The 24206-nt window shown below is 49.8% G+C and carries 22 protein-coding genes; 4 read left to right on the top strand and 18 right to left on the bottom strand.

Features of this window, described 5'->3' with window-relative positions:
* Positions 1-30 precede the first annotated feature (30 nt).
* The 3 genes from BN4314_RS04750 to BN4314_RS04740 all read right to left on the bottom strand — a co-directional run bounded on the left by BN4314_RS04750 (position 31) and on the right by BN4314_RS04740 (position 1358).
* Positions 31-225: an ATP synthase subunit c family protein gene (locus tag BN4314_RS04750; protein WP_021626236.1), complete on the bottom strand. Its 195-nt coding sequence runs from the start codon at positions 223-225 to the stop codon at positions 31-33.
* A gap of 117 nt (positions 226-342) precedes the next feature.
* Positions 343-1146 (bottom strand): F0F1 ATP synthase subunit A, encoded by an 804-nt coding sequence (gene atpB, locus BN4314_RS04745; RefSeq protein ID WP_068540109.1) that lies wholly within the window; start codon positions 1144-1146, stop codon positions 343-345.
* Positions 1147-1172: 26 nt separating this feature from the next.
* The gene (locus BN4314_RS04740) at positions 1173-1358 is read right to left on the bottom strand and encodes a hypothetical protein (RefSeq protein WP_021734382.1); all 186 of its coding nucleotides are present in this window, start codon (positions 1356-1358) and stop codon (positions 1173-1175) included.
* 354 nt (positions 1359-1712) lie between these two features.
* Here BN4314_RS04740 and BN4314_RS04735 point away from each other — a divergent pair, with 354 nt between their 5' ends.
* Positions 1713-2018 (top strand): hypothetical protein, encoded by a 306-nt coding sequence (locus BN4314_RS04735; protein WP_021734407.1) that lies wholly within the window; start codon positions 1713-1715, stop codon positions 2016-2018.
* Between the two features lie 15 nt (positions 2019-2033).
* Here the strand turns inward: BN4314_RS04735 and upp are convergent, their stop codons facing one another.
* The 8 genes from upp to BN4314_RS04695 all read right to left on the bottom strand — a co-directional run bounded on the left by upp (position 2034) and on the right by BN4314_RS04695 (position 10243).
* Complete coding sequence (upp, locus tag BN4314_RS04730; RefSeq protein ID WP_021734431.1) at positions 2034-2681, bottom strand: uracil phosphoribosyltransferase; 648 nt, start codon at positions 2679-2681, stop codon at positions 2034-2036.
* Between the two features lie 211 nt (positions 2682-2892).
* Positions 2893-3351 carry a ribose 5-phosphate isomerase B gene (rpiB, locus tag BN4314_RS04725; protein ID WP_068540104.1) on the bottom strand — a complete coding sequence of 153 codons (459 nt, stop codon included), beginning with the start codon at positions 3349-3351 and terminating at the stop codon, positions 2893-2895.
* A 69-nt stretch (positions 3352-3420) separates the two neighbouring features.
* The gene (gene glyA / locus BN4314_RS04720) at positions 3421-4677 is read right to left on the bottom strand and encodes a serine hydroxymethyltransferase (protein ID WP_068540103.1); all 1257 of its coding nucleotides are present in this window, start codon (positions 4675-4677) and stop codon (positions 3421-3423) included.
* A 45-nt stretch (positions 4678-4722) separates the two neighbouring features.
* The gene (locus BN4314_RS04715; RefSeq protein WP_068540102.1) at positions 4723-5373 is read right to left on the bottom strand and encodes an L-threonylcarbamoyladenylate synthase; all 651 of its coding nucleotides are present in this window, start codon (positions 5371-5373) and stop codon (positions 4723-4725) included.
* Between the two features lie 41 nt (positions 5374-5414).
* Positions 5415-6296, bottom strand: a complete 882-nt coding sequence (gene prmC, locus BN4314_RS04710) for a peptide chain release factor N(5)-glutamine methyltransferase (protein WP_068540100.1) — start codon at positions 6294-6296, stop codon at positions 5415-5417.
* Positions 6293-7240, bottom strand: a complete 948-nt coding sequence (locus BN4314_RS04705; protein ID WP_068540099.1) for an alpha/beta fold hydrolase — start codon at positions 7238-7240, stop codon at positions 6293-6295. The genes prmC and BN4314_RS04705 overlap by 4 nt, the downstream gene beginning before the upstream one ends.
* A gap of 103 nt (positions 7241-7343) precedes the next feature.
* On the bottom strand, positions 7344-8411 hold the full coding sequence (gene prfA / locus BN4314_RS04700; RefSeq protein WP_068540098.1) for a peptide chain release factor 1: 1068 nt from the start codon (positions 8409-8411) through the stop codon (positions 7344-7346).
* A gap of 128 nt (positions 8412-8539) precedes the next feature.
* Positions 8540-10243, bottom strand: coding sequence for a M3 family oligoendopeptidase (locus tag BN4314_RS04695; RefSeq protein WP_068540097.1), 1704 nt, complete (start codon positions 10241-10243; stop codon positions 8540-8542).
* Between the two features lie 269 nt (positions 10244-10512).
* Here BN4314_RS04695 and BN4314_RS04690 point away from each other — a divergent pair, with 269 nt between their 5' ends.
* Positions 10513-11922: a hypothetical protein gene (locus tag BN4314_RS04690; RefSeq protein WP_068540096.1), complete on the top strand. Its 1410-nt coding sequence runs from the start codon at positions 10513-10515 to the stop codon at positions 11920-11922.
* 139 nt (positions 11923-12061) lie between these two features.
* On the opposite strand, the gene rpmE is transcribed toward BN4314_RS04690, so the two are convergent.
* The gene (rpmE, locus tag BN4314_RS04685) at positions 12062-12490 is read right to left on the bottom strand and encodes a 50S ribosomal protein L31 (RefSeq protein WP_021734417.1); all 429 of its coding nucleotides are present in this window, start codon (positions 12488-12490) and stop codon (positions 12062-12064) included.
* A 138-nt stretch (positions 12491-12628) separates the two neighbouring features.
* Between rpmE and BN4314_RS04680 the strand changes: the two genes are divergently transcribed.
* Positions 12629-13453: a type III pantothenate kinase gene (locus tag BN4314_RS04680; protein WP_068540095.1), complete on the top strand. Its 825-nt coding sequence runs from the start codon at positions 12629-12631 to the stop codon at positions 13451-13453.
* Between the two features lie 89 nt (positions 13454-13542).
* Here the strand turns inward: BN4314_RS04680 and folK are convergent, their stop codons facing one another.
* The gene (folK, locus tag BN4314_RS04675) at positions 13543-14961 is read right to left on the bottom strand and encodes a 2-amino-4-hydroxy-6-hydroxymethyldihydropteridine diphosphokinase (RefSeq protein ID WP_068540094.1); all 1419 of its coding nucleotides are present in this window, start codon (positions 14959-14961) and stop codon (positions 13543-13545) included.
* Between the two features lie 46 nt (positions 14962-15007).
* Positions 15008-15745: an NAD-dependent protein deacylase gene (locus BN4314_RS04670; protein WP_068540089.1), complete on the bottom strand. Its 738-nt coding sequence runs from the start codon at positions 15743-15745 to the stop codon at positions 15008-15010.
* Positions 15746-16049: 304 nt separating this feature from the next.
* Between BN4314_RS04670 and BN4314_RS04665 the strand changes: the two genes are divergently transcribed.
* Complete coding sequence (locus tag BN4314_RS04665; RefSeq protein WP_068540087.1) at positions 16050-16832, top strand: exodeoxyribonuclease III; 783 nt, start codon at positions 16050-16052, stop codon at positions 16830-16832.
* Between the two features lie 164 nt (positions 16833-16996).
* Here the strand turns inward: BN4314_RS04665 and BN4314_RS04660 are convergent, their stop codons facing one another.
* The 4 genes from BN4314_RS04660 to BN4314_RS04645 form a co-directional block, all read right to left on the bottom strand.
* Positions 16997-20257 (bottom strand): 4-alpha-glucanotransferase, encoded by a 3261-nt coding sequence (locus tag BN4314_RS04660; RefSeq protein ID WP_068540085.1) that lies wholly within the window; start codon positions 20255-20257, stop codon positions 16997-16999.
* A gap of 156 nt (positions 20258-20413) precedes the next feature.
* The gene (gene glgA, locus BN4314_RS04655) at positions 20414-21898 is read right to left on the bottom strand and encodes a glycogen synthase GlgA (protein WP_068540083.1); all 1485 of its coding nucleotides are present in this window, start codon (positions 21896-21898) and stop codon (positions 20414-20416) included.
* Between the two features lie 9 nt (positions 21899-21907).
* Complete coding sequence (gene glgD / locus BN4314_RS04650) at positions 21908-23002, bottom strand: glucose-1-phosphate adenylyltransferase subunit GlgD (protein ID WP_068540823.1); 1095 nt, start codon at positions 23000-23002, stop codon at positions 21908-21910.
* Positions 23003-23004: 2 nt separating this feature from the next.
* Complete coding sequence (locus tag BN4314_RS04645) at positions 23005-24156, bottom strand: glucose-1-phosphate adenylyltransferase (protein ID WP_021734411.1); 1152 nt, start codon at positions 24154-24156, stop codon at positions 23005-23007.
* Positions 24157-24206: the final 50 nt, after the last annotated feature.

The raw sequence follows: 24206 nt of genomic DNA, 5'->3' as shown, positions 1-24206 counted from the left end.
TCCGTCCAAAACGTCTTTGTCACCCGCTGCTTATTTAGCAATCAGGGTAACAACGAAGCCGATCAGAGCTAGGGCCTCGACAAATGCGGACGCGAGAATAAATACGGTGAACAGGCGGCCCTGTACCTCAGGCTGACGCGCCATTGCACTTGTAGCGCCAAATGCTGCCAAACCAATGCCCAGGCCAGCACCAATAACGCCGAGGCTGTAACCAATAACTCCCACGGTTCCTCCTTATGACTTGCTTAAAAGACGTGCGTGCTATTTCTTACACGTTATGCCAAGCGGGTCTTATACCCGCACAAGGCCAATTTATACCGTGATATACGGTAAAAATGGTAACTAGTCGCCCTCCTCAGCAGAGCTAATGTATACGGCAGTCAAAAGCGTAAAAACATATGCCTGAATTGCTGCAACTAGCATCTCTACAAGGTAGATGATGATGAGAACGAATACCCATGCAATCGAAGCAAAGACACCTGCCGCATTGGCAGGGTTAAATGCGACCAGCAGGGGCTGGAAAAACATTGATGCCAAAACGGCAAAGGTACCCATAACAATGTGCCCTGCGTACATATTGCAAAAAAGACGAATAGCCAAAGTGATGGGGCGCAAGAGCGTAGAGAAAATCTCGATAACCCAGACAAGAAGAGCTAAAGGCAGCGGCAAACCTTCTGGTGCAAGGCTCTTGATATAACCCCAACCACCTTTGGCATTAACGCCCATCCAGATAAAGTAGATAAAAGAGACGAGAGCAAGAGCGGCCGTGGTGCCGATGGTACCCGTACCAGGGTGCATACCAGGCACAATACCCACTACATCATTGACCAAAACAAAGAAAAACAGTGTCGCAAGATAGGGGAAGTGCTTGCGCCACTTGTCGCGACCAAGCATGCCGATGCAGAGATCATCGCGTACAAACTCAATGAGAAACTCCATGCCATTGACAAACTTGCCTTTAGGAGCAATTGATTTTGCCTGTGCCTTAGTAAAGACCACCATAAGAACAAGCAGAAAAATGCAGGAGAGGTACAACCAGAACGAATACTGAGTAATTCCAAAGCCTAGGTTGCCAAAAGCTGGTGTGGAATTAAAGCCCTTTACGAGCTCATCCACAACCGCTGGCAGCTTATCAAAGACTCCCACAGCAAGTCCTTTCCCCAACCCGGTCCTCAGCCTTTTTGGGCATCTTGCCAGGCACGTACTGCTCCAACAGTCCAAAGACTGAGATACGCAGCTACTAACGCAATCCCAAAACTCAGCTCTTGCTTTGGCGCCACCACCCACACGACAAAAAGAGCAAGTTCAAATACACAAAGTGACACAATAACACTCAGAAGTCCTAAAGCAATACTCACTTTCCCACGCCGTCGTATGGCACACTCAAACAAATACACCTGTGGGAGAGCTCCCACTATGCCACATATAGCACCTACAACTACTGTACTCCATGTCTCCAAGGCGCTATTCCTTACCGCAAATCAAAGCAGACGGCAGTATGGTTCGCATAAATTGTACTCCCTTTGAACTACCTATGATGTGCAGTCATGCGGGAGCGCCAGTATAGTCCTTTTAAATTGTACGCCCTCTGAACTATGTACGAACTTACGCCTTCAACACATAAGTCTGAGGCCCTTTTTTGAATTTCTCGCTTAGCATATCATCAAGATTGGACGCAGATAGTAATAGGCTATCCGAGAACAGGACTTCTTATGCTGCATTGCACAGACTGCGAGTTTGGCAAATTCGAACGCAACGAGCGCACTGGTCGCTGGCGTGGAACCTGCATGCGTGGCTATATTTTGGCAAACCCCCACATAGATGAGGGCCCCGATCATTATTTTGCCGATAGCCCCGAAGAACTAGTGCCCGTCACCGACCCGCGCGGCCGTGAATATCTGCGCACTAAAGCTATTTGTGACAAGTATGTGCATATATCTGAGGCCGACAAAGCGCAGGATGGCCGCGGTGGCATCCTGCGCTTTCTCAAACCTAAATCACCTAAAAAAGACCAGTAGGGTTTGTTGCTCTATTTACTTGGTTCCATAAATGCGGTCGCCCGCATCACCTAAGCCAGGAAGAATGTAGGCAGCATCGTTAAGCTGGCGATCAAGAGCACAGGTATACAGGCGAACCTCAGGATCAAAGTCGAGAACTGTCTTGACACCCTCTGGAGCCGATACGAGGGTCAAAGCGCGAATATCTTTGACTCCCGCCTCACGTAGGAACTGAATAGCTGCGGTAAGCGAGCCTCCAGTTGCAAGCATGGGATCAACAATCAGGCAGGTACGATTCTCGATATCCTGAGGGAACTTGCAGTAGTACTGATGCGGTTCATGGGTTTCAGGGTCGCGATACATGCCCACATGGCCAACGCGAGCAGAAGGAACAAGAGAGAGGATGCCATCAACCATGCCAAGGCCTGCGCGCAAGATGGGAATAATAGCAACCTTTTTACCCGAAAGACGCTTGCATACGGCAGTTTCAAGCGGAGTCTCAACCTCAACGTCCTCTAGCGGGAGATCGCGCATAGCCTCATAACCCTCAAAAATTGCAAGTTCGCTCACAAGCTCACGGAACTGCTTCGTAGGGGTGTTCTTGTCGCGCAAAATATGCAATTTATGCTGTACGAGGGGGTGATCAATGATGGTAAGACGGCTCTCGTCAAACTCGATTGCCATGGGCGATCCTTTCTTTCGCGTGAACTACAACGCATCTGATATGCTGTTGCAGTCCCCTAATACCTCCCAAATTCTAGCGCAGAACAGCCTATAAATTGTTCGTTCGATAGAAATGGCAGATAGAAATAGCCATGGCACATCCTTCCACTCCTAGGCAGAATAAAGAGCTAACTAAAAACTTAATGTCAAAAAGCAACGCCCAAGAGTACTGCTACTCCACCCCGAGGAAAGCAGCGTCATCCTCACGCATAATTTTGGCAACGCGATCTGTATGGCGACCGCCAGCATGTTTTGTCGTTAAGAATGTCTCAACGATGGCACAGTTATCCATCAGGCTCACAAAGCGACCAGACAGGCAGACGATATTTGCATCATTGTGCTCACGAGCAAGACGTGCAAAGGTTGTATCCCGCACGGACACCGCACGAATCCCCGCAACCTTATCGGCAGCAATTGCCATACCCAAACCAGTGCCGCAAATCAAAACACCGTATTCTGCTTTACCAGAAGCAACCTTACGGGCAACTTTATCGGCATAGTCAGGATAATCTACCCTGCCATCACTATCGGGTCCAAAATCCAGCACCTCATGACCCATACCCTGAATGAACTCAATGACGGGCTTTTTCTGCAGAAAACCTGCATGATCAGAAGCAATTGCAACGCGCATAAACATATCCTCTCTCATGTTTGTCTCATAAACTGTGCGCCATAACTACAGCGCAAGACCACAGTCAATCTAAGCCAATTCGGGATACAGTGGGTGAGCAGCAAGCAAGGCTTGAACTTCAGCCGCTATATGAGTCGCCAGCGTTTCATCTTCAAGTGCAGCTAATACTTCGCCAATCATCTCTCCTACGCGATAACATTCTTGCTCGGTAAAACCACGTGTGGTAATTGCGGGCGACCCAACACGCAGGCCAGATGTTTTAAAGGGGCTACGCTTCTCACCTGGAATAGTATTTTTGTTTGCCGTAATACCCACCTTTTCAAGTACAAGCTCAGCATCACGACCAGTAACTTCACCTAAGGGAGTCAAATCTACCAGCTGCAAATGATTATCAGAGCCACCTGATACAAGCGCAAGTCCACGATCAACCATGCCTTGTCCTAAGGCTTGGCAATTAAGAAGTACCTGATCAATATAGGCTGCAAACTCAGGTTTGAGTGCCTCGCCCAAAGCAACTGCTTTGCCCGCAATAACATGCATCAACGGTCCACCCTGTGTCCCAGGAAACACCGCCGAGTTTATCTTTTTGTACAGCTCCTCATCATTGGTAAGAATCATCCCACCGCGCGTACCGCGCAAGGTCTTGTGCGTCGTTGTAGTAACTACATCGGCGTAGGGGAAGGGGCTCGGGTGTCGGCCCGCAGCCACAAGACCTGCGATATGTGCCATATCCACCATCAGATATGCCCCAACCGCATATGCAATTTCAGCAAAGCGTTCAAAGTCAATAACGCGTGGATATGCTGAGGCGCCCGCAATAATGAGCTTTGGCTTGCATTCCTTAGCAAGGTTTTCTACCTGGTCGTAATCAATACGTCCGTCGGTGGAGCTTACTCCATAAGACACATTACGATAGAGTTTGCCCGAAAAATTGGCAGACGAGCCATGAGTCAGGTGACCGCCTTCAGAAAGATTCATACCCATAAAGGTATCGCCCGGCTGCATAAGCGCAGCTTCGGCTGCGTAGTTTGCTTGAGCCCCCGAATGCGGCTGCACATTTGCAAATTTGCAGCCAAAGAGCTGACATGCGCGCTCGCGTGCCAGTTCCTCTACCTTATCAACGGCCCAGCAACCACCATAAAAACGATGTCCAGGGTAGCCCTCTGCATACTTATTGGTAAGAACAGAACCCACAGCTTCCATTACCGGCAGCGAAACAAGATTTTCAGAAGCAATCAGCTCAATAGATTCACGCTGCCGTCCAAGCTCGTCGGTGATAATAGCTGCAACTTCAGGGTCCGCCTGACTCAGATATCTAAAGTTCATACGCAGTTCCTCTCCCCGTCTATTCCACATTCGACCTTTTTGCAATTAAGCAGAGCTTGCGCCTAAAGCAATCCGCATAATATCTATCGCAGGAATAGCTCCTTCGCGCAAAATAGTTGGCTCCGTCCCCGTACAATCAACAATTGTAGACGCGATGGCTAGTGGAGCGGGGCCTGAGTCCAGAGTCAAATCCGCTAATGTAACAATGCGCTCCTCAACTGATCTACCAGAGACAGCTGCATCTACTCCGTGGGTGTTAGCTGAAGTAACCGCTAGTGGACCAACGCGACGTGCAAGTTCACGTACCAACATAGAGTCGGGAACACGCAGAGCGATGGTGCCGCTATCCGCACGCTGGTATTCGCTTGGCACCTGCACAGACGCGTTAACAACAAGGGTAAGCGCACCTGGCCAAAACTCTTGTGCCAATGCAGTAGCCCAAGCAGGAATATCAACACCCAAACGTTCGAGTTCAGATGCGTCCGAAACAAGCCAGGGCAGAGTCATATCCGCTGGACGCTCTTTGATTTTAAAAACTCTCGCACGCGCAGGGTTGCCAGGCGCCGCAAGACAGCCAATGCCATATACCGAATCCGTTGGCATTACCAGCACACCCTCATGTAACAAAACGTCACAGACGCGTGTAAGCACTTCTGCAGATGGACATTGTTGGTCGACCTCAATCATTGCACCCATAGTATTCTCCCTGCAACAGACAAACTATCTGCATTCTTTTACTATGCACGCACCGCAAGCAAAAAACGCGGACGATGTGTGTAGTCCTCATGCACCTCAATCGACTGCCAAATGCCCTGCGCATGTGCTAAACCTGCTGCCTCTTCAAGAGTTGTTTCAAAAAGCTCTACCGCAAATAGACCTCCGGGAAGCAACGCCTGCCCTGCAAGTTCTAGGAGGCGACGATACACATCCAGACCATCTGCACCCCCATCCAACGCGAGATGCGGTTCAAAGCCTGATACCTCATAAGGTAGCTCTTCTACCACCTCACTTGGGATATAGGGCGGATTGGAAACAAGTGCATCAAAATGTCCCATAAGTCTTGGATCTACTTTAGAAGCAAGATCGCACTCCAAAACGTCCACCAGAGATGTCAGTCCCAACTTATCGCGATTGAGGCGTGCGAGTGCTACTGCATCAGGCGATACGTCTGTCGTGATTACGTGTGTCTTAGCTCGCTCGTGAGCAAGTGAACAAGCAACGCAGCCAGTGCCACAGCCTACCTCCAATACCAGCGCAGGGTATTGATTGAGCTGAGCTGATAAATGGTTCAGCACCTCTTCAACAAGTAATTCCGTCTCAGGGCGCGGAATCAACACACCGCTTTTACAATTGACTACGATATGTCGAAAGGCAGTCTCTCCCGTGACATACTGCAGCGGTTCTCCAGCTACACGACGCTCAATAGCGGCGTGCATTGCAGCAAGCTCCAAGCTATCAAGTGGTCTATCAAAGTTGGTATAAAGTTCAATGCGAGAAAGTCCCAATACACCAGAAAGCAGCCACTCCGCAGAGAGGCGGGGGTGCTCATCTCCTTTACGCTCTAGATACTCACTTGTCCAATCGAGTATGGCCTTACAGGTCCACTCGTTTTTTGTCATTGCTCTCCTCCAGCAGGCACACAGACCCTTTCAAGAAATTTCACCACATCAGCTCGCACATCTTGGCGGCAACGCTCATTATGCAATTCGTGGCGAGCGTTAGGATAAAGCTTGACTGTCACATCCAGAAGGCCGGCTTTGCGCAAAGCCATAGCACAGCTGCGCGGACCTTTACCGTTTTCACCTACGGGATCTTGCTCGCCCGATAAAATCAGCACGGGTAGTTCGTGTGGGATGCGCATCAAAGCCTCGGGGCGCTCTGCTTCCTCAAGAAGCTGAGCAATGACATAATAGCCCGAAACCGAAAACATCCAGCCACAATCTGGATCAGCCGCATAGCTAATCGGACGCGCAGGATCTGAGCTAAGCCACTCATAGCCTGTGTTGGCACCCGTACCCTCAAAACTCTTGTTATAACTTCCTGTGCCCATACTGTCTACAAAAGCAGAGCGATAACCCCAACCATGAAAGCGCGCAATAATTGAGGTAATAATCTTTGGAGCGGCAACGTTTGCCATCCATGCGGTGCCCATGATAATGGCACCAGCAAGTCCCTCACCATAGCGAGCTATATAGCAGCGCACCACAAAAGAACCCATCGAATGTCCCAGCATCACATAAGGTAGCTTGGGAAAACGATTAGAGACGAGCTGCCTGAGCGCATGCTGATCTTCGATGAGATAATCCGCACCATGCTTGGGGTCATATATACCGCGTTGAGCTGTATGAGGCGTTGTTCGACCATGCCCTAGCTGGTCGATGCCACAAACGACATAACCCACAGACGTCAGTGCTTCGGCAACCTTGTCATAACAGCGAAAATGCTCAACCATCCCATGCACAATCTGCACGATACCGCAGGGCACATCTTTGGGCAGCCATATATCACCTATACAAGTCGTTTGCCCATCAGCTGATTGCAGCTTGATATCTTCGTGGGTCATAAGCACCTCCTGCAGACTTGCCGTACACGCACCCAGTACATAGGCATAAACAAAAAAACACCTCTAGCTCCATTCAAGCCAGAGGCGTCAGACAAATGCTAGTTTAGACAGCCTGTGTGAGCTTCTCCGCTCGGTCAGCGGCGGCAAGAGCCTCAATCACCGAAGGCAACGTATCACCCAACAACACACCATTGTACGTGCCATTAAAACCTATGCGATGGTCCGTCACACGATCCTGAGGTTGGTTGTAGGTACGAATCTTTTCAGATCGATTGCCGTGGCCAATCTGCGCCAAGCGGCTGGCGCCCGCCTCTGCCTGTTGCTTTTCAAGTTCCATCTCATACAGACGTGCACGCAGCATCTGCATACAAGCTTCGCGGTTTTGAATCTGCGAACGCTGGTCTTGTGAAGTAACAACGGTATTGGTAGGCAAGTGCGTAATGCGTACAGCCGAATAGGTCGTATTAACGCCCTGGCCGCCAGGACCCGACGAGCAATAGGTATCAATACGAATATCCTCGGGTGCAATCTGAACATCAATCTCGTCTGCTTCGGGCAATACGGCAACGGTTGCTGTCGACGTCTGGATGCGACCCTGACTCTCAGTTTTGGGAACACGCTGTACGCGATGGACACCACTCTCGTACTTCATTACGGAGTAAACCTTGTCTCCCATAACCTTAAATTCAATAGTTTTGAAACCGCCAGCCGTGCCCTCATTGGAGCTCAAAACTTCAATTTTCCACCCTCTAGAAGCAGCAAAACGCTGGTACATAGCAAAAAGGTCACCCGCAAAAATACTTGCCTCATCGCCACCTACGCCCGCGCGAATTTCAACGATGGTGTCTTTCTCGTCGTTGGGGTCGCCTGGAATGAGCATGATTTTAATCTCATCCTCAAGACCGGGAAGCTTTGCTTCATTGTCAGAAATATCTGCTTGAAGCATTTCTTTATCCTCAGCATCTGAGGTCTCGCGCAGCATTTCCTTTGCCGCATCGATATCATCAAGCGCTGTTAAGTACTCCCGTGCCTTTTCCACCAGATCAGACTGGTTTGAGTGCTCCTTGGCAAGACGCGCATATTCTTTAGGATCCGACACAACCTCAGGATCCATGAGTTTCTTTTCCAGCTCAAGATAGGCTGCAATGAGTTTTTCGAGCTTGTCCCGCATGATGGCTCCTCAACGCTTTACTCACGCAGTCAATGCTGCGCATATTTCTCAACTCACAAATGATACCACCGAGGTGGCAAGGCTAAACGTTGAAGCCCTGCCACCTTAAAACCTATCTATTTTGTTAGCTACTCGATGCCCGTCAAATCATAAGAGTCAAGCCATTTGCTCGCGTGCTCGCAAACACTGCGCAAACATGCTTCATCAAAGGGCGAGACAAGCTCGGCTCCAGCAACAAGATCCGTAAATGCTTTGGTGCCACCTTGACGCGTGTAGGCCATGTAATGTTTCCAAGCGTTGGCAAAGTCCTCCTGGGAGAGCTCCCAAATCTCAAGCGCCACAGTTTGTGCCAAGCAATAATCGATGTAATACAGCGGCCATTCATAAATGTGTATCTGACGTTGCCAACCCATACCGTCGCCATAGAAAGGAATGTCGCCATCAACGGATACCCAGGGCATGTAGATTGCCAGCAGGCGACGCCACGTAGCATGGCGTTCGGCAGGGGTCAGCTCGGGCTGCTCGTACATCAGATGTTGGAAGTGGTCGACCATCGTGCCATAAGGGATAAAGGTAAGGGCACCCGCCAAATGCGCATAGCGATATTTACGAGCATCCTTGCCAAAAAAGCCCTCAATCCAAGGCCACGCGAGGAACTCCATACTCATAGAGTGAACCTCACAAGCTTCTGAACTCGGCATTGCAAGCAAGCCGGGTACACGCTGAGTATTCATGTAATAACTAAAAGCATGACCCGCCTCATGGGTCATCACGTCAACATCCCCTTGAGTGCCGTTGAAGTTGGCAAAGATGAACGGAACTTTGTGGTCAGGAATTTCAGTCATATAGCCACCGGCAGCTTTTCCCTTAGTGGAAAGCAAATCCATGAGCTGACCGTTGAGCATAGTCTCAAAGAATTCCTTGGTCTCGGGACTCAGCTCACTGTAGAAGCTGCGCGCAGCCGCCACGATGTCATCGGGCGTGCCTTCAGGCAGAGGATTTCCTGAACGGAAAGTCAGGCCCTCATCTGCAAAGGAGAGGGGATATGGGCGACCGATACGCTTTGCTTGCTCAAGAAAAACTCTATTTGCCACAGGCACCACATAGGTACGAACAGCCTTGCGGAAACGTTCGACATCTTCGCGCTTGTAACTCAGACGCTCCATACGGTCGTAGCCTAAAGGAAGGTAATTGTCATAGCCAAGTTTTTTGCCCATAGCATCACGGACATGTACCAGTTCATCGTAGATGCGATCCAGCTCAGATTGGTTGTCTTTGTACCATGAGCCTTCGGCTTTCCAGGCAGCAAGACGACGAGCGTCGTCTTTGTCGTGCTTTTGGGGAGCAAGCTGAGAAAGCGTGTACATGCCACCCTCAAACTCAATCTGAGCAGAGGCGATAAGCTTTTCATATGCTTGAACCAAGGCGTTTTCGCGCTTCATCTCATCCATTATTGCGGGAGAAAAACAGCGGCGATCCTGCTCAGCTTTATCAAAAATGAGCGTGCCATACTTTGCCTCAAACTCAGGACGGAAGGACGAGGCAAGAAGAGCTGCACTCCAAGCATCATCAGCTTCCTCAATCTCAGGGGATGCATCATTCCAGAACTGCTGCTCTTTATCGTAAAACTCGTCAAGCGTGTTGATTGAGTGGCGAATCTCAACAAGGGTCTGTAAGGTCAAAATGTGACCGGCGAGTTGATCTTTTTCTAGAAAGACTTTCTCTGCTTCCTCAAAGCTACTCGCATTGGCAAAGCGTTCTGTCAATGCACTGATATCTGCTTTGATCTTTGCCAAATCGGGACGCTCATAGGGCATATCCTGAAACTTCATGGATAACTCCTTCGTTTTGCTTGTTTTGAGACAGCACTACGCTAGCAAATTTTTAGCTTTAAAAGATGAGTACCGCATCTTCGTGATAAGAAATACCCTTTTGCCCTGCAATTCAATCCACCATGAAATGACCTTTTTTTCACATCTTTGCACCACCCGCACCCCGCTCGATACTCACTTTCAGTAGCGCAGATGCACAGTAAGCTCCATAATGGGTAAAAGCTTTGGTTACAACGGCAAACAGCACAACGCAACTTTAGGGATACATGATGAGCAAAGACGGACTTCATAACGATACAAGTCTGCCTTCTTCTGCAGCAAACACTGAGGAGCACAGCGCCACATCAGATAACCTTGAAAAGACTGAAGTTACCGCCACACGCCTTCAAAATCGCGATCTTTTCAATAAGGTGCCAGAACAGAGCTCAGGGCCAGATCCAATTGCCTCACCAAAATCGAGACTAAAGAGTCATCCTTGGCTGCAAGCTCATCTACGTGGCCTCATAGTGCTGGGGATAGCTACAGTCATTCTTCTGTCAATGATTACCATTTCATCAATCCGTGCGACTGACAAGCCATCGCTCAATCAGGTGAGCAGCGACATTGCCAACCTGTCCGAAGCGCCTGCCTATGACCCTGGCGATTTCGGCCGTGATGCGACACTCACCCTCGATTCTGTAGACTATAGCGAGGTCATCCGCAATGAAGATCACTGCAATGCGACAGGTGCTGTCATTTACGCAGGCGATGGAATTGCTGCGCGCGAGAAAGTTAGCCTTCTCTACGACCATCACAGCCACGGCAAGTGGTCTGCAACCGGAGATCTCATCATCCAAGAGGTGAGCTGGTCTGCTAGCAAAGGTCCCGATACGAATAAAGTACTTACACAAGCACGCGTTTTTTTACAGCGCGCAGATATTGCCGAACGTAAAGCTGCCAAAACAAACGAGAAATCTAACCAGACAAACACTTCTTCTACAGAGCAAGACTCGCTTTATTCTCTCTATCGCGATGCGGACTGCACGCTATTCCAAGAAGAATTCGACCCCAAGACTAACAACGCCACAATTGTGCTGGCTTTTTCCAACAAGGACAGTTTTTCCGAACGCAAGTGCAAGCTCACCATCAAGTTTCATCTCTCATCAAAAACAGGTCAGTGGGACATCAAATCCTGCACACCAGATGCAGATGCACGAAAGACCAACTACGCCCCGCTTGTAGGTACGTGGACAGGCAGCTATCAATCCCAGAAAAATGACGGCCACGGCTGCTATGGCGCAAACTCTTCGCCGCTCAAAATCACTATTGGTAGTACGCAGACTAACAGTGATGGCACTACTCAGTTAACAGGAACATTTTCTGGACTTGTACACCGTCACGGGGCTGTGTCAAAGGACACAGATTCAAGCGAAGGCGATGCTCGCGTTGAGAACATTTCGTTTACCAGTACGCTTGAAACAAATGCAAGCGGGGCTTTGGTAGTAAAGTACACAGCACCTAAATCCGCTGAGGGTACCATCGAGCTGACACTGGTTTTTGGTGGAAGCAAAACTCCAGACGCAGCAAGCGCAACACTAGCAACCCATTATGAAAACGAGCAAAACTTCTTGGTCATCCCCTACACCGTCAAAGGCGAATTTGCCGATAGCTATTCACTGAGCAAAGACGGTGCAGACTAAAGGTCTGCTGCGGCAAACGAATCTACAAATCGCATCCCGCAAAGCTAAAAGGCTCGGATGGCTTTCAGCAACTTAAAAAACCCGCTGGCGCAGTTCCCTCAGCGCTAGCGGGTCATTCGTACATCTGTAAAGCAGGTCCTTAGTTAGCTGCAGGCTCCTCAGCAGCAACGGTAGCAGACTCTGCCTCTTTGGCAGCGGCGGCAGCCTTCTTGGCAGCCTCAGCCTCAGCTTTTTTGGCATACTCTGCAGCACGCTTGGCCTTCTCAGCAGCCTTTGCCTCCTTGGCAGCCTTTGCGGCAGCGGCAGCTTCGGCAGCCTGTGCAGCCTTTGCAGTCTTGGCTTCCTGCATACGCTTAAGCTGCTGTGCAGCAGCACCACCGAACTTGTCAGAGAAGCGCTGGACGCGTCCGCCGGTGTCAACAAGCTTCTGCTGACCGGTGTAGAACGGGTGACATTTATCGCAGAGGTCGACGGTCATCTCGCTTTTGGTAGCGCGAGTCTTCCAGGTATTGCCGCAGGTGCAACGTACCGTGCACTCCACGTACTCGGGATGGATTCCTTGCTTCATGACAGCTCCTAACGTAGGCCTGGTTTCCGACCAGGCAAGTGGTGTGCGCTTATCTAAACATAACCTACCGTTTGTGACAAGCTTTGCGATAATAACACGTGTGAAGCAAAAACGCCAAGCAAAGTCCAGGAGACTCACATGTTTCTCGCAGTTGACATAGGAAATACTCAAACAACCCTCGGTTTAATCGCCGACAATGAGACCTTGCTTCGGCAGTGGCGCATGGCAACCTTGCGCACAGATACTGCCGACTCCCTCCATGCTCGCCTCTATGGTTACTTTCATATGCTGGGCTACAAGCTCCAAGACATCAACGACATAGCAATCGCAGGGGTCGTGCCTACGCTTACTCAGTCGTGGATTCGCTTGGCAAAAGAGATTTCGGGGACTACTCCTCTAGTGATAGACGCTTCGCGCGATTGCGGGATTGAAGTTGCCCTCCCCGACCCTAGTCAAGCCGGAGCCGATCGCATTGCAAATGCGGTGGCCGCAAAGGCGCGCTATGGTGCACCCGTCATTGTGGTTGACTTTGGCACCGCAACTAATATCGATGTGGTTGACGCTCATGGTCGCTTCCGAGGCGGAGTCATCATGCCAGGTCTGCAGCTCTCGGCAGCTGCACTTTTTGAGCGTGCAGCAAAATTGTCAAATGTACCGCTTATTGCTCCTGCCCATGCCCTCGGCAACAGCACCGAAACTGCTGTGCAGTCAGGCATTGTTATTGGTGCAGCAGTCCAGGCGGAAGGTATGGTGAGGCGCATACAAGCAGAACTTTGCGCTGAATGGTCACAAACACATGACGGTGCAACCATGCCGCGCTGTACCATCGTAGGTACAGGAGGGCTTTCTTCCGTTGTGGCCGAAGCAACTGATATTTTTGATGTAATCGATCCTGATATTACTATTCGTGGTATTAGACAAATTTGGCTTCACCGTGCAGAAAAACGCGCAAATCGCATCTAAGACCCTGCGCGCAATCATATAAAGCCCAGCAATGACTCAACTGCTGGGCTTTTCTTGTCAAGCAAAGCGCCGCACGCTCGCGGTGCTGCTTATTTCCAGTCGAGGGGTCCAAGCTCGGAAGTGACGCGGCCGATGCGCTGCTCGGGTTCTGCTACCTCAACACCTGCATGTGTCAAAAAACGTACGGGATCATGCATTAAATCTTCCATAGGCACCAATACATAATCACGCTCACCCAAATGTGCATGCGGCAACGTCAAGCGTTCTCCTGCATGTGTCTCGCCTTCAACCCACACAAGATCGCAATCAATCGTACGCGGACCGTGACCCAACGTTTTAGGATCACGAATACGTCCCAACTTATTTTCAATCTCTGTCAGATGGTCCAACAGCACTAGGGGATGCAACTCGGTACGAATCTCGGCCACCGCATTTGCAACAGGCGTTGCAATGCCATATGCGGGTTCAGTCTCATAAGCAGAACTCACGGCAACAACACAGGTCATCGGAATTTTATCAATAAGCTGTACCGCTTGAGACAGATAGCCTATACGGTCACCTACATTTGAACCCAAAGAGACAAAGCCTTGACGTGCATCCGGCTTTGCCATTGCCCAATATGCATTAACCGCCTCCGCCATCTGGGCCACATCATGCACGCGTAAAATGCGCGTTCCAGCCTGAATGCCCCAGATACAAAAGCCCATAGCTGCCGCTTTGTCTGCTTGAGATCCCGCAACTGAAGTAGAAAAATCTCCCTCAGATACTGACTGAAGCAATGGATAGCCCAATGACATGAGCTTTTTTGCATTACGCTGCACTACAACATCTTCATCAGGAGTTTTGTTTTGTCCTAAGCCAGGATCAAAACAAATACGATCACGCGAAACGCCAGCACGCAACAACGTGCGCGCCTGATCACCTAAAAAGCCCATGATTTCACGCATAATGGGCGCTTCTTCAGGCAAAGTAAAACGACGGTTGGATGCTACAGGACGCAAAGGTGTATGAGTCTGGTCAAGTACGACTGAACGACGAGAGGCGTTCACGCGGAACTCACTATCGCAAAGTACCACACAAGCACAATCACTCTCGGCTGCAACCTCAACCATCTCGGCGTTGGTAAAGCCTTCAGGATCGTCGAGCACTTCTGCACCGAGACGAATACACATTTTTGCAACCTGTGGATGACGGGTGGTAATACATACAATTGCACCTGTGTCGACAAGTCCGCGCACCACGGGCACTACCGCCTCGCCCTCGATATCAATTGCCGCACGACGCGCACGAGCTGCAGCAGAATCAGTAGCAGGAAGCTCTTCTGGCGCTGGCGCAAAGCTCACATCAAGAAGGTCGGCACCTTCATCAAGCATCGCCTTACCAAGCGCAATTGCTTCCTCCGCCGCCAAACCACGAGGGCCCACCTCAAGCATGCCCATGATACGTGGACGTGCCAGCGAGAGTTCATGATGTCCACAACGCAAAATGGCAAAGTCCTCTCGAGCCATAAATCCTCCACTCAAGCCCGCTATAGGGCACAGCTCACTGATGCGATCAAAAATCAAAAGCCTTTGCAATATCACATACACAAACTAGATCCGCCATTGCATCCTGAGGAGTTGATTGCATATTGACTATCGCAAGATCATTTCCTTGGAAGTATTGTACGAGACCTGCGGCAGGATATACCACGAGGGATGTGCCGCCGACAATAAGCATGTCAGCCTCAGCGATAGCCGTTGCTGCCCCATAAAGCACTTCCTGGTTAAGAGGCTCACCGTAAAGCACTACATCAGGCTTAATGAGTCCGCCACAATATTCACAATGAGGTGCGCCTTTGCTTGCCACTATCCATTCAGCTGAATACGTCTTGCCACAGTGCTGACAAATATTTCGATGAACCGAACCGTGCAGCTCATAGACCTGATGAGAACCTGCCGCCTGGTGCAGGCCGTCAATATTTTGCGTCACCACCGCTGCGAGCTTGCCCTCGCGCTCAAGCTCGGCAAGTTTGAGATGGGCTTGATTGGGACGTGCGTCAAGCGCAATCATGCGCGTGCGATAAAAGTCATAGAACTCCTGCGTATGCTCAATGAAGAAACTATGTTCGAGCATCTCTTCGGGTGAGTAATCAAGCTTTTGGCGGTAGAGCCCATTTGGACTTCTAAAATCTGGGATACCACTTGCCGTCGAAACTCCCGCACCACCAAAGAAAACTACGTTCCGAGCTTTGCTTATACGGTGCTTGAGTTCATGTGCTGCCTCTTGAGGATCGCGAATAATTTGACCCATGATAGCTACACTCCAGCTTCATTCATGCGCTGCTTTTGTTAGAGCTCCTGTCCATCCACTCTAGCACCCCTACCACCTTCACTAAAATCTCCTAGCGAACTAATTCGCGAATGGAGGGCATTTTGGACCAGTTAGCCAACATGTCCAATGAAGACTAGGTACTCAAAAGTTAATCGCTCGTCCTTAAGGCGATGAGTATCCACCAATAAAATCAAATGTACACGATATCGCCTTAATTTTTGGGTAGGCTACACTTAATCAAGTCGTTGTATAGTCCGCCTTTAGTTTGCAGATGGGATAGTACATGAGCGATACTCCCCGCGAGCTTAAGCTCGTATCTTGGAACGTTAATGGCCTGCGCGCCGTTATGAAAAAAGAACCGAGTTTTCCTGAAATTTTTGAACAGGCATCTGCTGATGTCTTTGCTTTGCAGGAGACAAAGTTACAGGAAGGCCAGATCAAGATAGATTTTCCTGGCTATTATCAAACGTGGAATTATGCAGAACGCAAGGGTTACTCTGGCACAGCTGTCTTTAGCCAAGAAGAACCACGGCAAGTAATTCGCAAAATTGGCTGTGAGTTTGCCGACAATGAGGGCCGCGTTTGTGCTCTTGAGTTTGAGAATTACTGGTTTGTTAATGTGTATACACCCAACTCAAAAAATGGCCTGCTTCGCTTAGACGAACGCATGGTATGGGACAAGGATTATCGTGAATTTCTCGCTCGTCTTGCTCAGGAAAAACCTGTAGTAACCTGCGGTGACTTTAATGTTGCTCATGAGGAAATCGACCTAAAAAACCCCGATACTAATCATATGAACGCAGGTTTTTCCGATGAGGAACGTGCGGGCTTTGGACAGCTACTGGACGCTGGCTTTACCGACAGTTTCCGCAGCCTCTATCCTGAGCAGACGGATGCCTACAGCTGGTGGAGCTACCGCATGCGTGCGCGCGAACGCAACGTAGGCTGGCGTATTGACTACTTCCTTGTCAGTGATCGTGTTGCCGACCGCATTGTAGACTCTCGCATCCTCAGTAATATCTACGGCAGTGATCATTGCCCCGTCGAGCTAACGATTACGCTATAGTGCACCAAGAGCTGGCAGCCCGCCACATCATATCTTTTTACTAGATATAAATTTTTAAATGAGAAACGCATCATAACAACTCGTCTTTTGGCAAGAAAGAATGGCTATCGTAAAAATACCGATAGCCATTTTTTAAGCACAAACCAAACAGTCAACAGTGTGAGCTAAAAAGCAAAGCGGCCAGATTCCAATGCAATCTGACGAGTATACTCAGTTGCCAAAGCCATTTGTTTGGCTGTCGCCTGCCAAGACCAGTTACCTTCAGCAACGCCTGGCTTATTCATGCGTGCTTTATCATCAAGACCAATCACGTCTTGCAGAGAAAGCATAACAACATCAGCATCAGAGTTCAGAAGCTGGCTCGTAATCTGCTTGGCTACATCCTCTGCGTCATCGTTGCCAAAACTCTCTTTGCACCAGCCAAGCAAGGTTGAAGTGTCGTGAGTAGACGCATACGTAATTTTGCCTGCACATGCACGATAAGCACTGCGTACATCACCATCTACAAACTGCACAACATCCATACCTGCAAAGCCTGACTCGGCAAGCAGGGCACGCACGGCAGGGGTGACAGCTCCCAAATCTTCCGCAATAAAGGGTAGGTCTCCAAAATGACGGTGGGCACATTGGAAGAGCTCAATACCCGGACCAAAACGCCATTGGCCTTTCTTTGCAGAAGCTCCGCGAGGAATGCAATAAAACGATGAGAAGCCTAGGAAATGATCGAGGCGCACATAGTCATAAAGCGAAATCATTCTTTGAAAGCGGCGCATCCACCACGAGTACCCACGGCGACGCAACTCATCCCAGTTATAGGTGGGGTTGCCCCAATACTGCCCATCTTCAGAAAAGCTATCGGGCGGCGCACCGGCGCAGACAGCTGGATAACCGTGGGCGTCAAGATCAAAGATCTCAGGCTCGCTCCACACATCTGCAGAATCTGCCGACACATAAATGGGCATATCACCAATCAGAAAAATGCCACGTTTGCGAGCATACTCATGCAATTCATCCCATTGGCGCTGGAACTCAAACTGCTGACGACATGCACGAGCAATACCTGCCTTCAGCTCAGAACACTTAACCAATGCACGTGACCAGCTGTGGTATTTTTTAGGCCACTTCTGCCAAGGTACCTTTTCGCCTACAAGCTCCTTGATGGCTGCAAACGTTGCAGCGGGCAAAAGCCAAGCTTCATTTTCCTCGCAAAAACGGTGATATTCAGCAAGTCTTTCGCTATCGCTAAAGGGTTTTGCAGCAGCACGAGCACCACCCTCGAGCAGACGCGGATTACCCGAGAAGGCTGAAAGTCCCGCATAAGGTGAACCAAAGCGATCAGTTGGATTGACTGGCAACATTTGCCAGTAGCGCTGTCCCGTACGCGCCATCCAGTCAACAAGATGTTTTGCGGGAGCGCCAAGCGTACCAGGCTGACCAGGATGTTTATCATTGGGAATTGAAGTGATATGCGAGATGAGACCCATCCCCAAAGGCATAGGCTTTTGCAGACGTTTCTTTGAGCGGAAATAAAGTACTGCAGTACCCAAAGGCCAGAGAGAGATAGACACTTTGCCATCGCACACCTCAGGGTCATCACCGCTAATGACATCAGAAACAGTCTCTCCGCGCATCTCAACGCTCACTTTATGCGAACTTTCAAGGCTGCGGTTAACTAGCACGCAGACTGTTTCATTATCATCCCAACGCCAGTAACCCAGTACGTCGTCACCTTCTGCAAAAGGTTCAAAATCACCATCGATCATTACCGGCATAGATTTGCGCAAGGCGATAGCATTGCGATAAATCGTCTGGCAATCAAGGTCCTCGTGGCCCCAAGGAAAACTCGCGCGGTTGTACGGATCGGCATAACCCTCACAACCCGCTTCATCGCCGTAATAGATACAAGGTACACCGGGTAGGGTCATTTGCATCAGGGCGGCCACCCAAAGTCTGCTTATCGCGAGATTGCGATGATCTTTATTCAGACAAAAAGATGCTTTTTGGTCCTCACTGAGAGCGTTGGGCTTGGGAGTGCCACCTAGGATAGTCAGCAGACGCACACGATCGTGACTACCCAAGATATTCAGCGCCGTATAGAAGGATTCACGTGGGTAATTCTCACGTAAAGTTTCGAGAACAACAGCAAGCTCGTCAGCGCTTGCCCTACCCAATATATAATGCAACAGCGTATGACGCCACGGGTAGTTCATCGTGCCATCTAGCTCGTCGCCCCAGAAGTACTGACGCAGCTCTCCATAGGCGCGCTTAGTTGTGGCATCCTCCCACACTTCGCCAATCAAAACCGCATCGTCACGCTCAGCAAGTGCTGCTCGCTTAATGTCAGCAATAAAGTCATCGGGCAGCTCATCGGCAACATCCAAACGCCAGCCACGCGCACCTGCACGCAACCAATGTCGCACTACGCCCTCATCACCACAGATAAGTTCATGATACTCAGGATTGGTCTCCTCAAGATCAGGCATATTGGCAATACCCCACCAACTGCTGTATTCGCCATTCTCATCAAACTTATACCAACCACGATACGGAGAATCCTCAGACTGCCAAGCGCCTAAATCGGGGTAGTTGCCATAACGATTAAAGTAAAGCGAGTCATCACCCGTATGGTTAAAAACACCATCCAAGATGATAGAAATGCCATGGGATGCCGCGTCTTCACAGAGCTTTGTAAAGGATTTCTCATCACCTAACACCGAATCGATCTTGAGATAGTTAGCTGTGTCGTAGCGATGAGATGATGTTGCCTCAAAAATTGGGTTGAGATAAATGCAGGTAATTCCCAAACCCTCTAGATAGTCAAGCTTTTCTCGGATGCCCTCAAGCGTGCCGCCATAAAAATCCCAGGTAGCAATCGAGTCATCATCATTGCGCTCATAGCGAGGGGTTATCCCCCAATCAACGAGCCGCCTCTGAGCTCCGTGCCGTGGCTGATCTAAAACCTTGCTACGTTCTTTCCAATCACTGCCACGTGCAAAGCTATCGGGAAAAATCTGGTACACCACTGCCTGTTTGAACCACTCAGGCAAAATACGTCGCCTGCGTTCATAAACCGTTAGCTGAAATGAAGGGGGCTCGCCATATGCAAACGCACCTTCACCTACCGCACGATTGGGAGCAGCGCCATAACGCCAAACGCTACCGTCAGCTGCATAAATACGAAACGAGTACCACACAATACTTGGGCGCTCAGATGCGAGCTCAGCCGTAAAATGAATATGGTCACCTTCGATGGAACCTTCCATTGCAATAATGGTCTCTCCCCCATCGTCGGTCCATAGACGCAATTCGGCAGTTGCCTCTGGTTCGTCCCAAACATCAATGGCAAGTGCTGCCGTGTCGCCCATGGGAAGCGCACCCAAAGGAGTGCGGTAATGACGCTCCGAAGTGTTATGACAAGCTCTCACGAGTGACCAATCCCCGTTCTTCTACATCTATCCATACACAACAAACACGTCCTAGCAGATGCACAGCATCATGCCAGGACGAAAAAGGACGCACGTATATTTTTGCTTGAGGCACGGCCAAAATCAGCTGTACTGCAAGCTTCCCTGTCCTTGACGTTAGCTATTGTATCGAATAATTTCTGGATGGAGGTCATAATACATGCTCAGGTAATCTTCAGCGGCTCTATTCCAGCTGAAGTCTGCCTGCATTGCCTGAACCATAAGCGACTGCCATGCGGGTTGATTGGTCCTAAAGACCTCACAAGCAGATAACACACAGTCTGCCATCTCATCTGCATTCATATTGGCAAAGCTAAAGCCTGTGCCTTCACCAGTTTCGGGATTATAAGAAGCAACGCTATCTGCCAAACCTCCAGTTCTGCGCACCACAGGAAGTGTGCCATAGCGCATAGCAATCATTTGAGCAAGACCACAGGGTTCAAACTCAGACGGCATCAAGAGCATATCGCCAGCAGCGTACATGCGATGAGCCAGTGCACCATCAAAGGCAATACGCGCACAAAGCATGTCACCGTAGGTTGTATCAAAATAGCGGAATGCTTCTTCTTGATCTGCATCACCTGTGCCAAGGATGGCCATCTGAACACCATTGTTCATCAGCCGTTCCATCGCATAACGCACCAAACCCAAGCCTTTTTGGTTGGTCAGACGACCAACCATCACAATAAGTGGTAGCTCAGCATCAACACGCAAGCCCAGCTCCTCTTGAAGGGCAGTCTTACATGCCGCCTTGCCCGAGAGGTCATCTGTAGTGAATGCCTGAGGGATAGTCTTGTCTTGAGCAGGATTCCATTCCTCTATGTCAATGCCATTAAGCACGCCATGCAGACACCAACTACGCTCACGGAAAATGCCATCCAAGCCGCAGCCATAGAAGGGCATTTGCAGCTCACGAGCATAGGTAGGACTTACTGTAGAAATCGTATCGCTGTAGAGCAGTGCGGCCTTCATGTAATTGATGGAGCGCTCATCCGAGCGCAATTGATGCGCTGCCGCAGGAATGCTATCCAATCCCAGTACCTCTGACAGCAATCTATCCGAAAGCTGCCCTTGAAACATGACGTTATGCACCGTAAAGATAGTTTTGATAGTGCGACATGCCTCAACGCCCTGATAGAACTCACGCAAAAAGACGGAAACCAGCGCAGTTTGCCAATCGTTGCAATGTAGAACATCACAAGCAAGCTCTGGGAGCTGAGTTATAGCCTCACAAATTGCCTTGGAGAAAAACGCATAACGCTCGCCATCATCAAAATAGCCATAAAGTGCGTCACGCCTAAAGTAGTCCTCATTATCAATGAAGTAAAAATCAATACCTTGGTAGGTGAGTTTCTCGACACCGCAATACACATTGCGCCAAGCAAGCGGCACATAAAAATCAATAATGTGACGCATTTGATTGCGATACTGCTCAGGGATAGTGCCGTATTTAGGAAGAATAACAGCTACCTTGGCACCAGCGTGCTTGAGCGCACGTGGCAATGAACCTGCTACGTCGCCCAAGCCGCCAGTCTTGGCAAAGGGCAAGGCTTCGGATGCAGCTAGAAGAACTCTAATCTTACGTCTTACCCTTTTTGCCATTGCCAGTCCTTACTCGTTTGCCTTCTTCATAATGAAGAGGTTATCAACGGTACCACGCAGCTCAGTACCTGCGGGAATAATATTGTTGCGGTCCACGATAGCATTTTCGATAACCGCGCCACTCTTAATGATGCAGTTTTGCATGATGACCGAATGACGCACCACAGCACCACTCTCAACAACAACGCTACGGCCCAAGATAGAGTCAGCAACTGTGCCATAAATACGGTCGCTACCCGAAAGGCGCGAGTTGGTAACCTTAGAGCCTGACTCAAACTTGGCAGGAGCATTGTCGTGAGCCTTGGTACGGATGGGACGCTTGGGATCAAAGAGCTCGTCAGTAACCGTGGGCTTAAGCATGTCCATATTGGCCTTGAAGTATGCCTCGGTAGTAAAGACGGGGGCACAGTAACCATTAAACTCGTGAACATGCACATCAACGCGATCATACTCGCCCTGAATTGCCTCAAAAAGATCGAGGTAATCAGTGGAGGAGTACCAGTTGATAATCTCAGAAAGCTTGTCGCGAGAAACGACACAGCAGTCGAGGAAAGCAGTATTGCCCTCAGAGCAACCGTGCTTGATGCTTTTAACACGACCATCTTCGGTAATAAAACTCATCACGTCAGAATGATTATGTCGAGCAGTCTGAGTCAAAACGGTAATATCAGCGCCAGATTCAATATGAGCTTCAATCAACTCCTGAATATCGATGTTGCAGACAAAATTTGCACTGCTTAACACCACATATTCAGCTTCAGAGCGATTAAAGAATGCCTTGTTGTAGATAAGATCGCGCACAAGAAAGCGCGAGCCATGGCGGGTGCTACCAAAAGCAGAGCCAGGCAACACAAATAGGCCGCCCTTTTTGCGGGACAAACCCCAGTCTTTGCCAGCGCCAACGTGGTCGGTCAGCGAGCGATAATTGTATGGCATCACAATGCCAACAGAGTTAATTTTGGCATTAATCATGTTGGACAGGGCAAAGTCAATCAGGCGGAAGCGGCCCAAGAAAGGCAGCGACGCTACTGGACGACTCTCTATCAGGACATCAGGATCCTTGACGGAGTAGTTAGCAGTAATGAGTCCGATGGTCTTGTGCATCATTACTCCCCTTCCTTCTCGACAACGACATCATCACCGATGACGGCGTAATCGGCCGCTGTATCTGCGGTGCCTAGAACTGCGCCTTCGGCGACCGTGGAGTTTTCACCCATAATTGCGCGAACAACATGTGCGCCAGCCTTAACGGTAGCGCCCGGAAGAAGGACGGAGTCCTCAACCACTGCACCATCACCAATGGTGCTGCCCAAAGACACAATGGAGTGCTTGGCGGTGCCAAGAATACGAACACCACCGGCAGTCAAGCAATCATCAACTACGGCATCTGGCCCAATGTAAGCGGGCGGCATAGTGGAGGAATTCGAAAGGACGTGCGTATCTTTTGCATACAGGTCAAATTCGGGATTCCTGCCCAAAAGCTCCATGCTGGTCTCGTGGAAGCTGGCAATAGTACCCACATCACGCCAGAAGCCATTGTATTGATAGGTATAGAGACGATGGCCCGAGTGCAGCAGACCAGGAATGATGTCTCCACCAAAGTCATGATGCGAATCAGGGTTTTCAGCATCGGCTTTGAGGGTATCTACTAAGAGCTTGGCGTTAAAGATATAAATGCCCATGGAGGCAAGATTGCTCGTGGGATTGGCAGGCTTCTCGTTGAACTCAAGAATCCTCTCATCATCATCCTGCGTCATAATGCCAAAACGAGACGCATCCTCCCAAGGCACAGGCATAACTGCCACTGTAAGATCTGCATTATGGCGTTTGTGATTGTCGAGCATCTTTTGGTAATCCATGCTATAGAGCTGGTCGCCCGAGAGAATGAGCACGTACTCAGGATCGTTCTGCTCGATAAAGCCAATGTTTTGCGTGATGGCATCGGCAGTACCCGCATACCAATTGGAACCCGCCTGAGTCTCGTGGGGTGGCAAGATGGAAATACCACCGCCATCAATGGTGTCGAGATCCCACGCACTGCCGTTACCTACATAGGAGTGCAGCAGGTAAGGACGATACTGCGTGAGAACACCAACTGTATTGATGCCAGAATTTGCGCAGTTGGAAAGTACAAAGTCGATGATGCGATACTTCGCTCCGAACGAGACGGCTGGTTTGGCGATTTTGCTTGTCAGCACGCCTAACCTGCTTCCCCGTCCGCCCGCGAGCAGCATCGCGATGCATTCGGTCTTGCTCATGGCTCACTTCCCCTTTCGTCCGTCTCCCCCAGGGGGACATCACATATTTG

This window comes from Olegusella massiliensis (genome assembly GCF_900078545.1).
Classification (GTDB): Bacteria; Actinomycetota; Coriobacteriia; order Coriobacteriales; family Atopobiaceae; genus Olegusella; species Olegusella massiliensis.
The sequence above is the reverse complement of the archived record's forward strand: the minus strand, read 5'-3'. Positions and strand labels throughout refer to the sequence as shown.

Excerpts from the sequence above, each read along its gene's own strand:
- BN4314_RS04735 (WP_021734407.1), top strand. The coding sequence starts at position 1,713 with ATGCTGCATTGCACAGACTGCGAGTTTGGCAAATTCGAACGCAACGAG.
- upp (WP_021734431.1), bottom strand. The coding sequence starts at position 2,681 with ATGGCAATCGAGTTTGACGAGAGCCGTCTTACCATCATTGATCACCCC.
- rpiB (WP_068540104.1), bottom strand. The coding sequence starts at position 3,351 with ATGCGCGTTGCAATTGCTTCTGATCATGCAGGTTTTCTGCAGAAAAAG.
- glyA (WP_068540103.1), bottom strand. The coding sequence starts at position 4,677 with ATGAACTTTAGATATCTGAGTCAGGCGGACCCTGAAGTTGCAGCTATT.
- BN4314_RS04715 (WP_068540102.1), bottom strand. The coding sequence starts at position 5,373 with ATGGGTGCAATGATTGAGGTCGACCAACAATGTCCATCTGCAGAAGTG.
- prmC (WP_068540100.1), bottom strand. The coding sequence starts at position 6,296 with ATGACAAAAAACGAGTGGACCTGTAAGGCCATACTCGATTGGACAAGT.
- BN4314_RS04705 (WP_068540099.1), bottom strand. The coding sequence starts at position 7,240 with ATGACCCACGAAGATATCAAGCTGCAATCAGCTGATGGGCAAACGACT.
- prfA (WP_068540098.1), bottom strand. The coding sequence starts at position 8,411 with ATGCGGGACAAGCTCGAAAAACTCATTGCAGCCTATCTTGAGCTGGAA.
- BN4314_RS04695 (WP_068540097.1), bottom strand. The coding sequence starts at position 10,243 with ATGAAGTTTCAGGATATGCCCTATGAGCGTCCCGATTTGGCAAAGATC.
- BN4314_RS04690 (WP_068540096.1), top strand. The coding sequence starts at position 10,513 with ATGAGCAAAGACGGACTTCATAACGATACAAGTCTGCCTTCTTCTGCA.
- rpmE (WP_021734417.1), bottom strand. The coding sequence starts at position 12,490 with ATGAAGCAAGGAATCCATCCCGAGTACGTGGAGTGCACGGTACGTTGC.
- BN4314_RS04680 (WP_068540095.1), top strand. The coding sequence starts at position 12,629 with ATGTTTCTCGCAGTTGACATAGGAAATACTCAAACAACCCTCGGTTTA.
- folK (WP_068540094.1), bottom strand. The coding sequence starts at position 14,961 with ATGGCTCGAGAGGACTTTGCCATTTTGCGTTGTGGACATCATGAACTC.
- BN4314_RS04670 (WP_068540089.1), bottom strand. The coding sequence starts at position 15,745 with ATGGGTCAAATTATTCGCGATCCTCAAGAGGCAGCACATGAACTCAAG.
- BN4314_RS04665 (WP_068540087.1), top strand. The coding sequence starts at position 16,050 with ATGAGCGATACTCCCCGCGAGCTTAAGCTCGTATCTTGGAACGTTAAT.
- glgA (WP_068540083.1), bottom strand. The coding sequence starts at position 21,898 with ATGGCAAAAAGGGTAAGACGTAAGATTAGAGTTCTTCTAGCTGCATCC.
- glgD (WP_068540823.1), bottom strand. The coding sequence starts at position 23,002 with ATGCACAAGACCATCGGACTCATTACTGCTAACTACTCCGTCAAGGAT.
- BN4314_RS04645 (WP_021734411.1), bottom strand. The coding sequence starts at position 24,156 with ATGAGCAAGACCGAATGCATCGCGATGCTGCTCGCGGGCGGACGGGGA.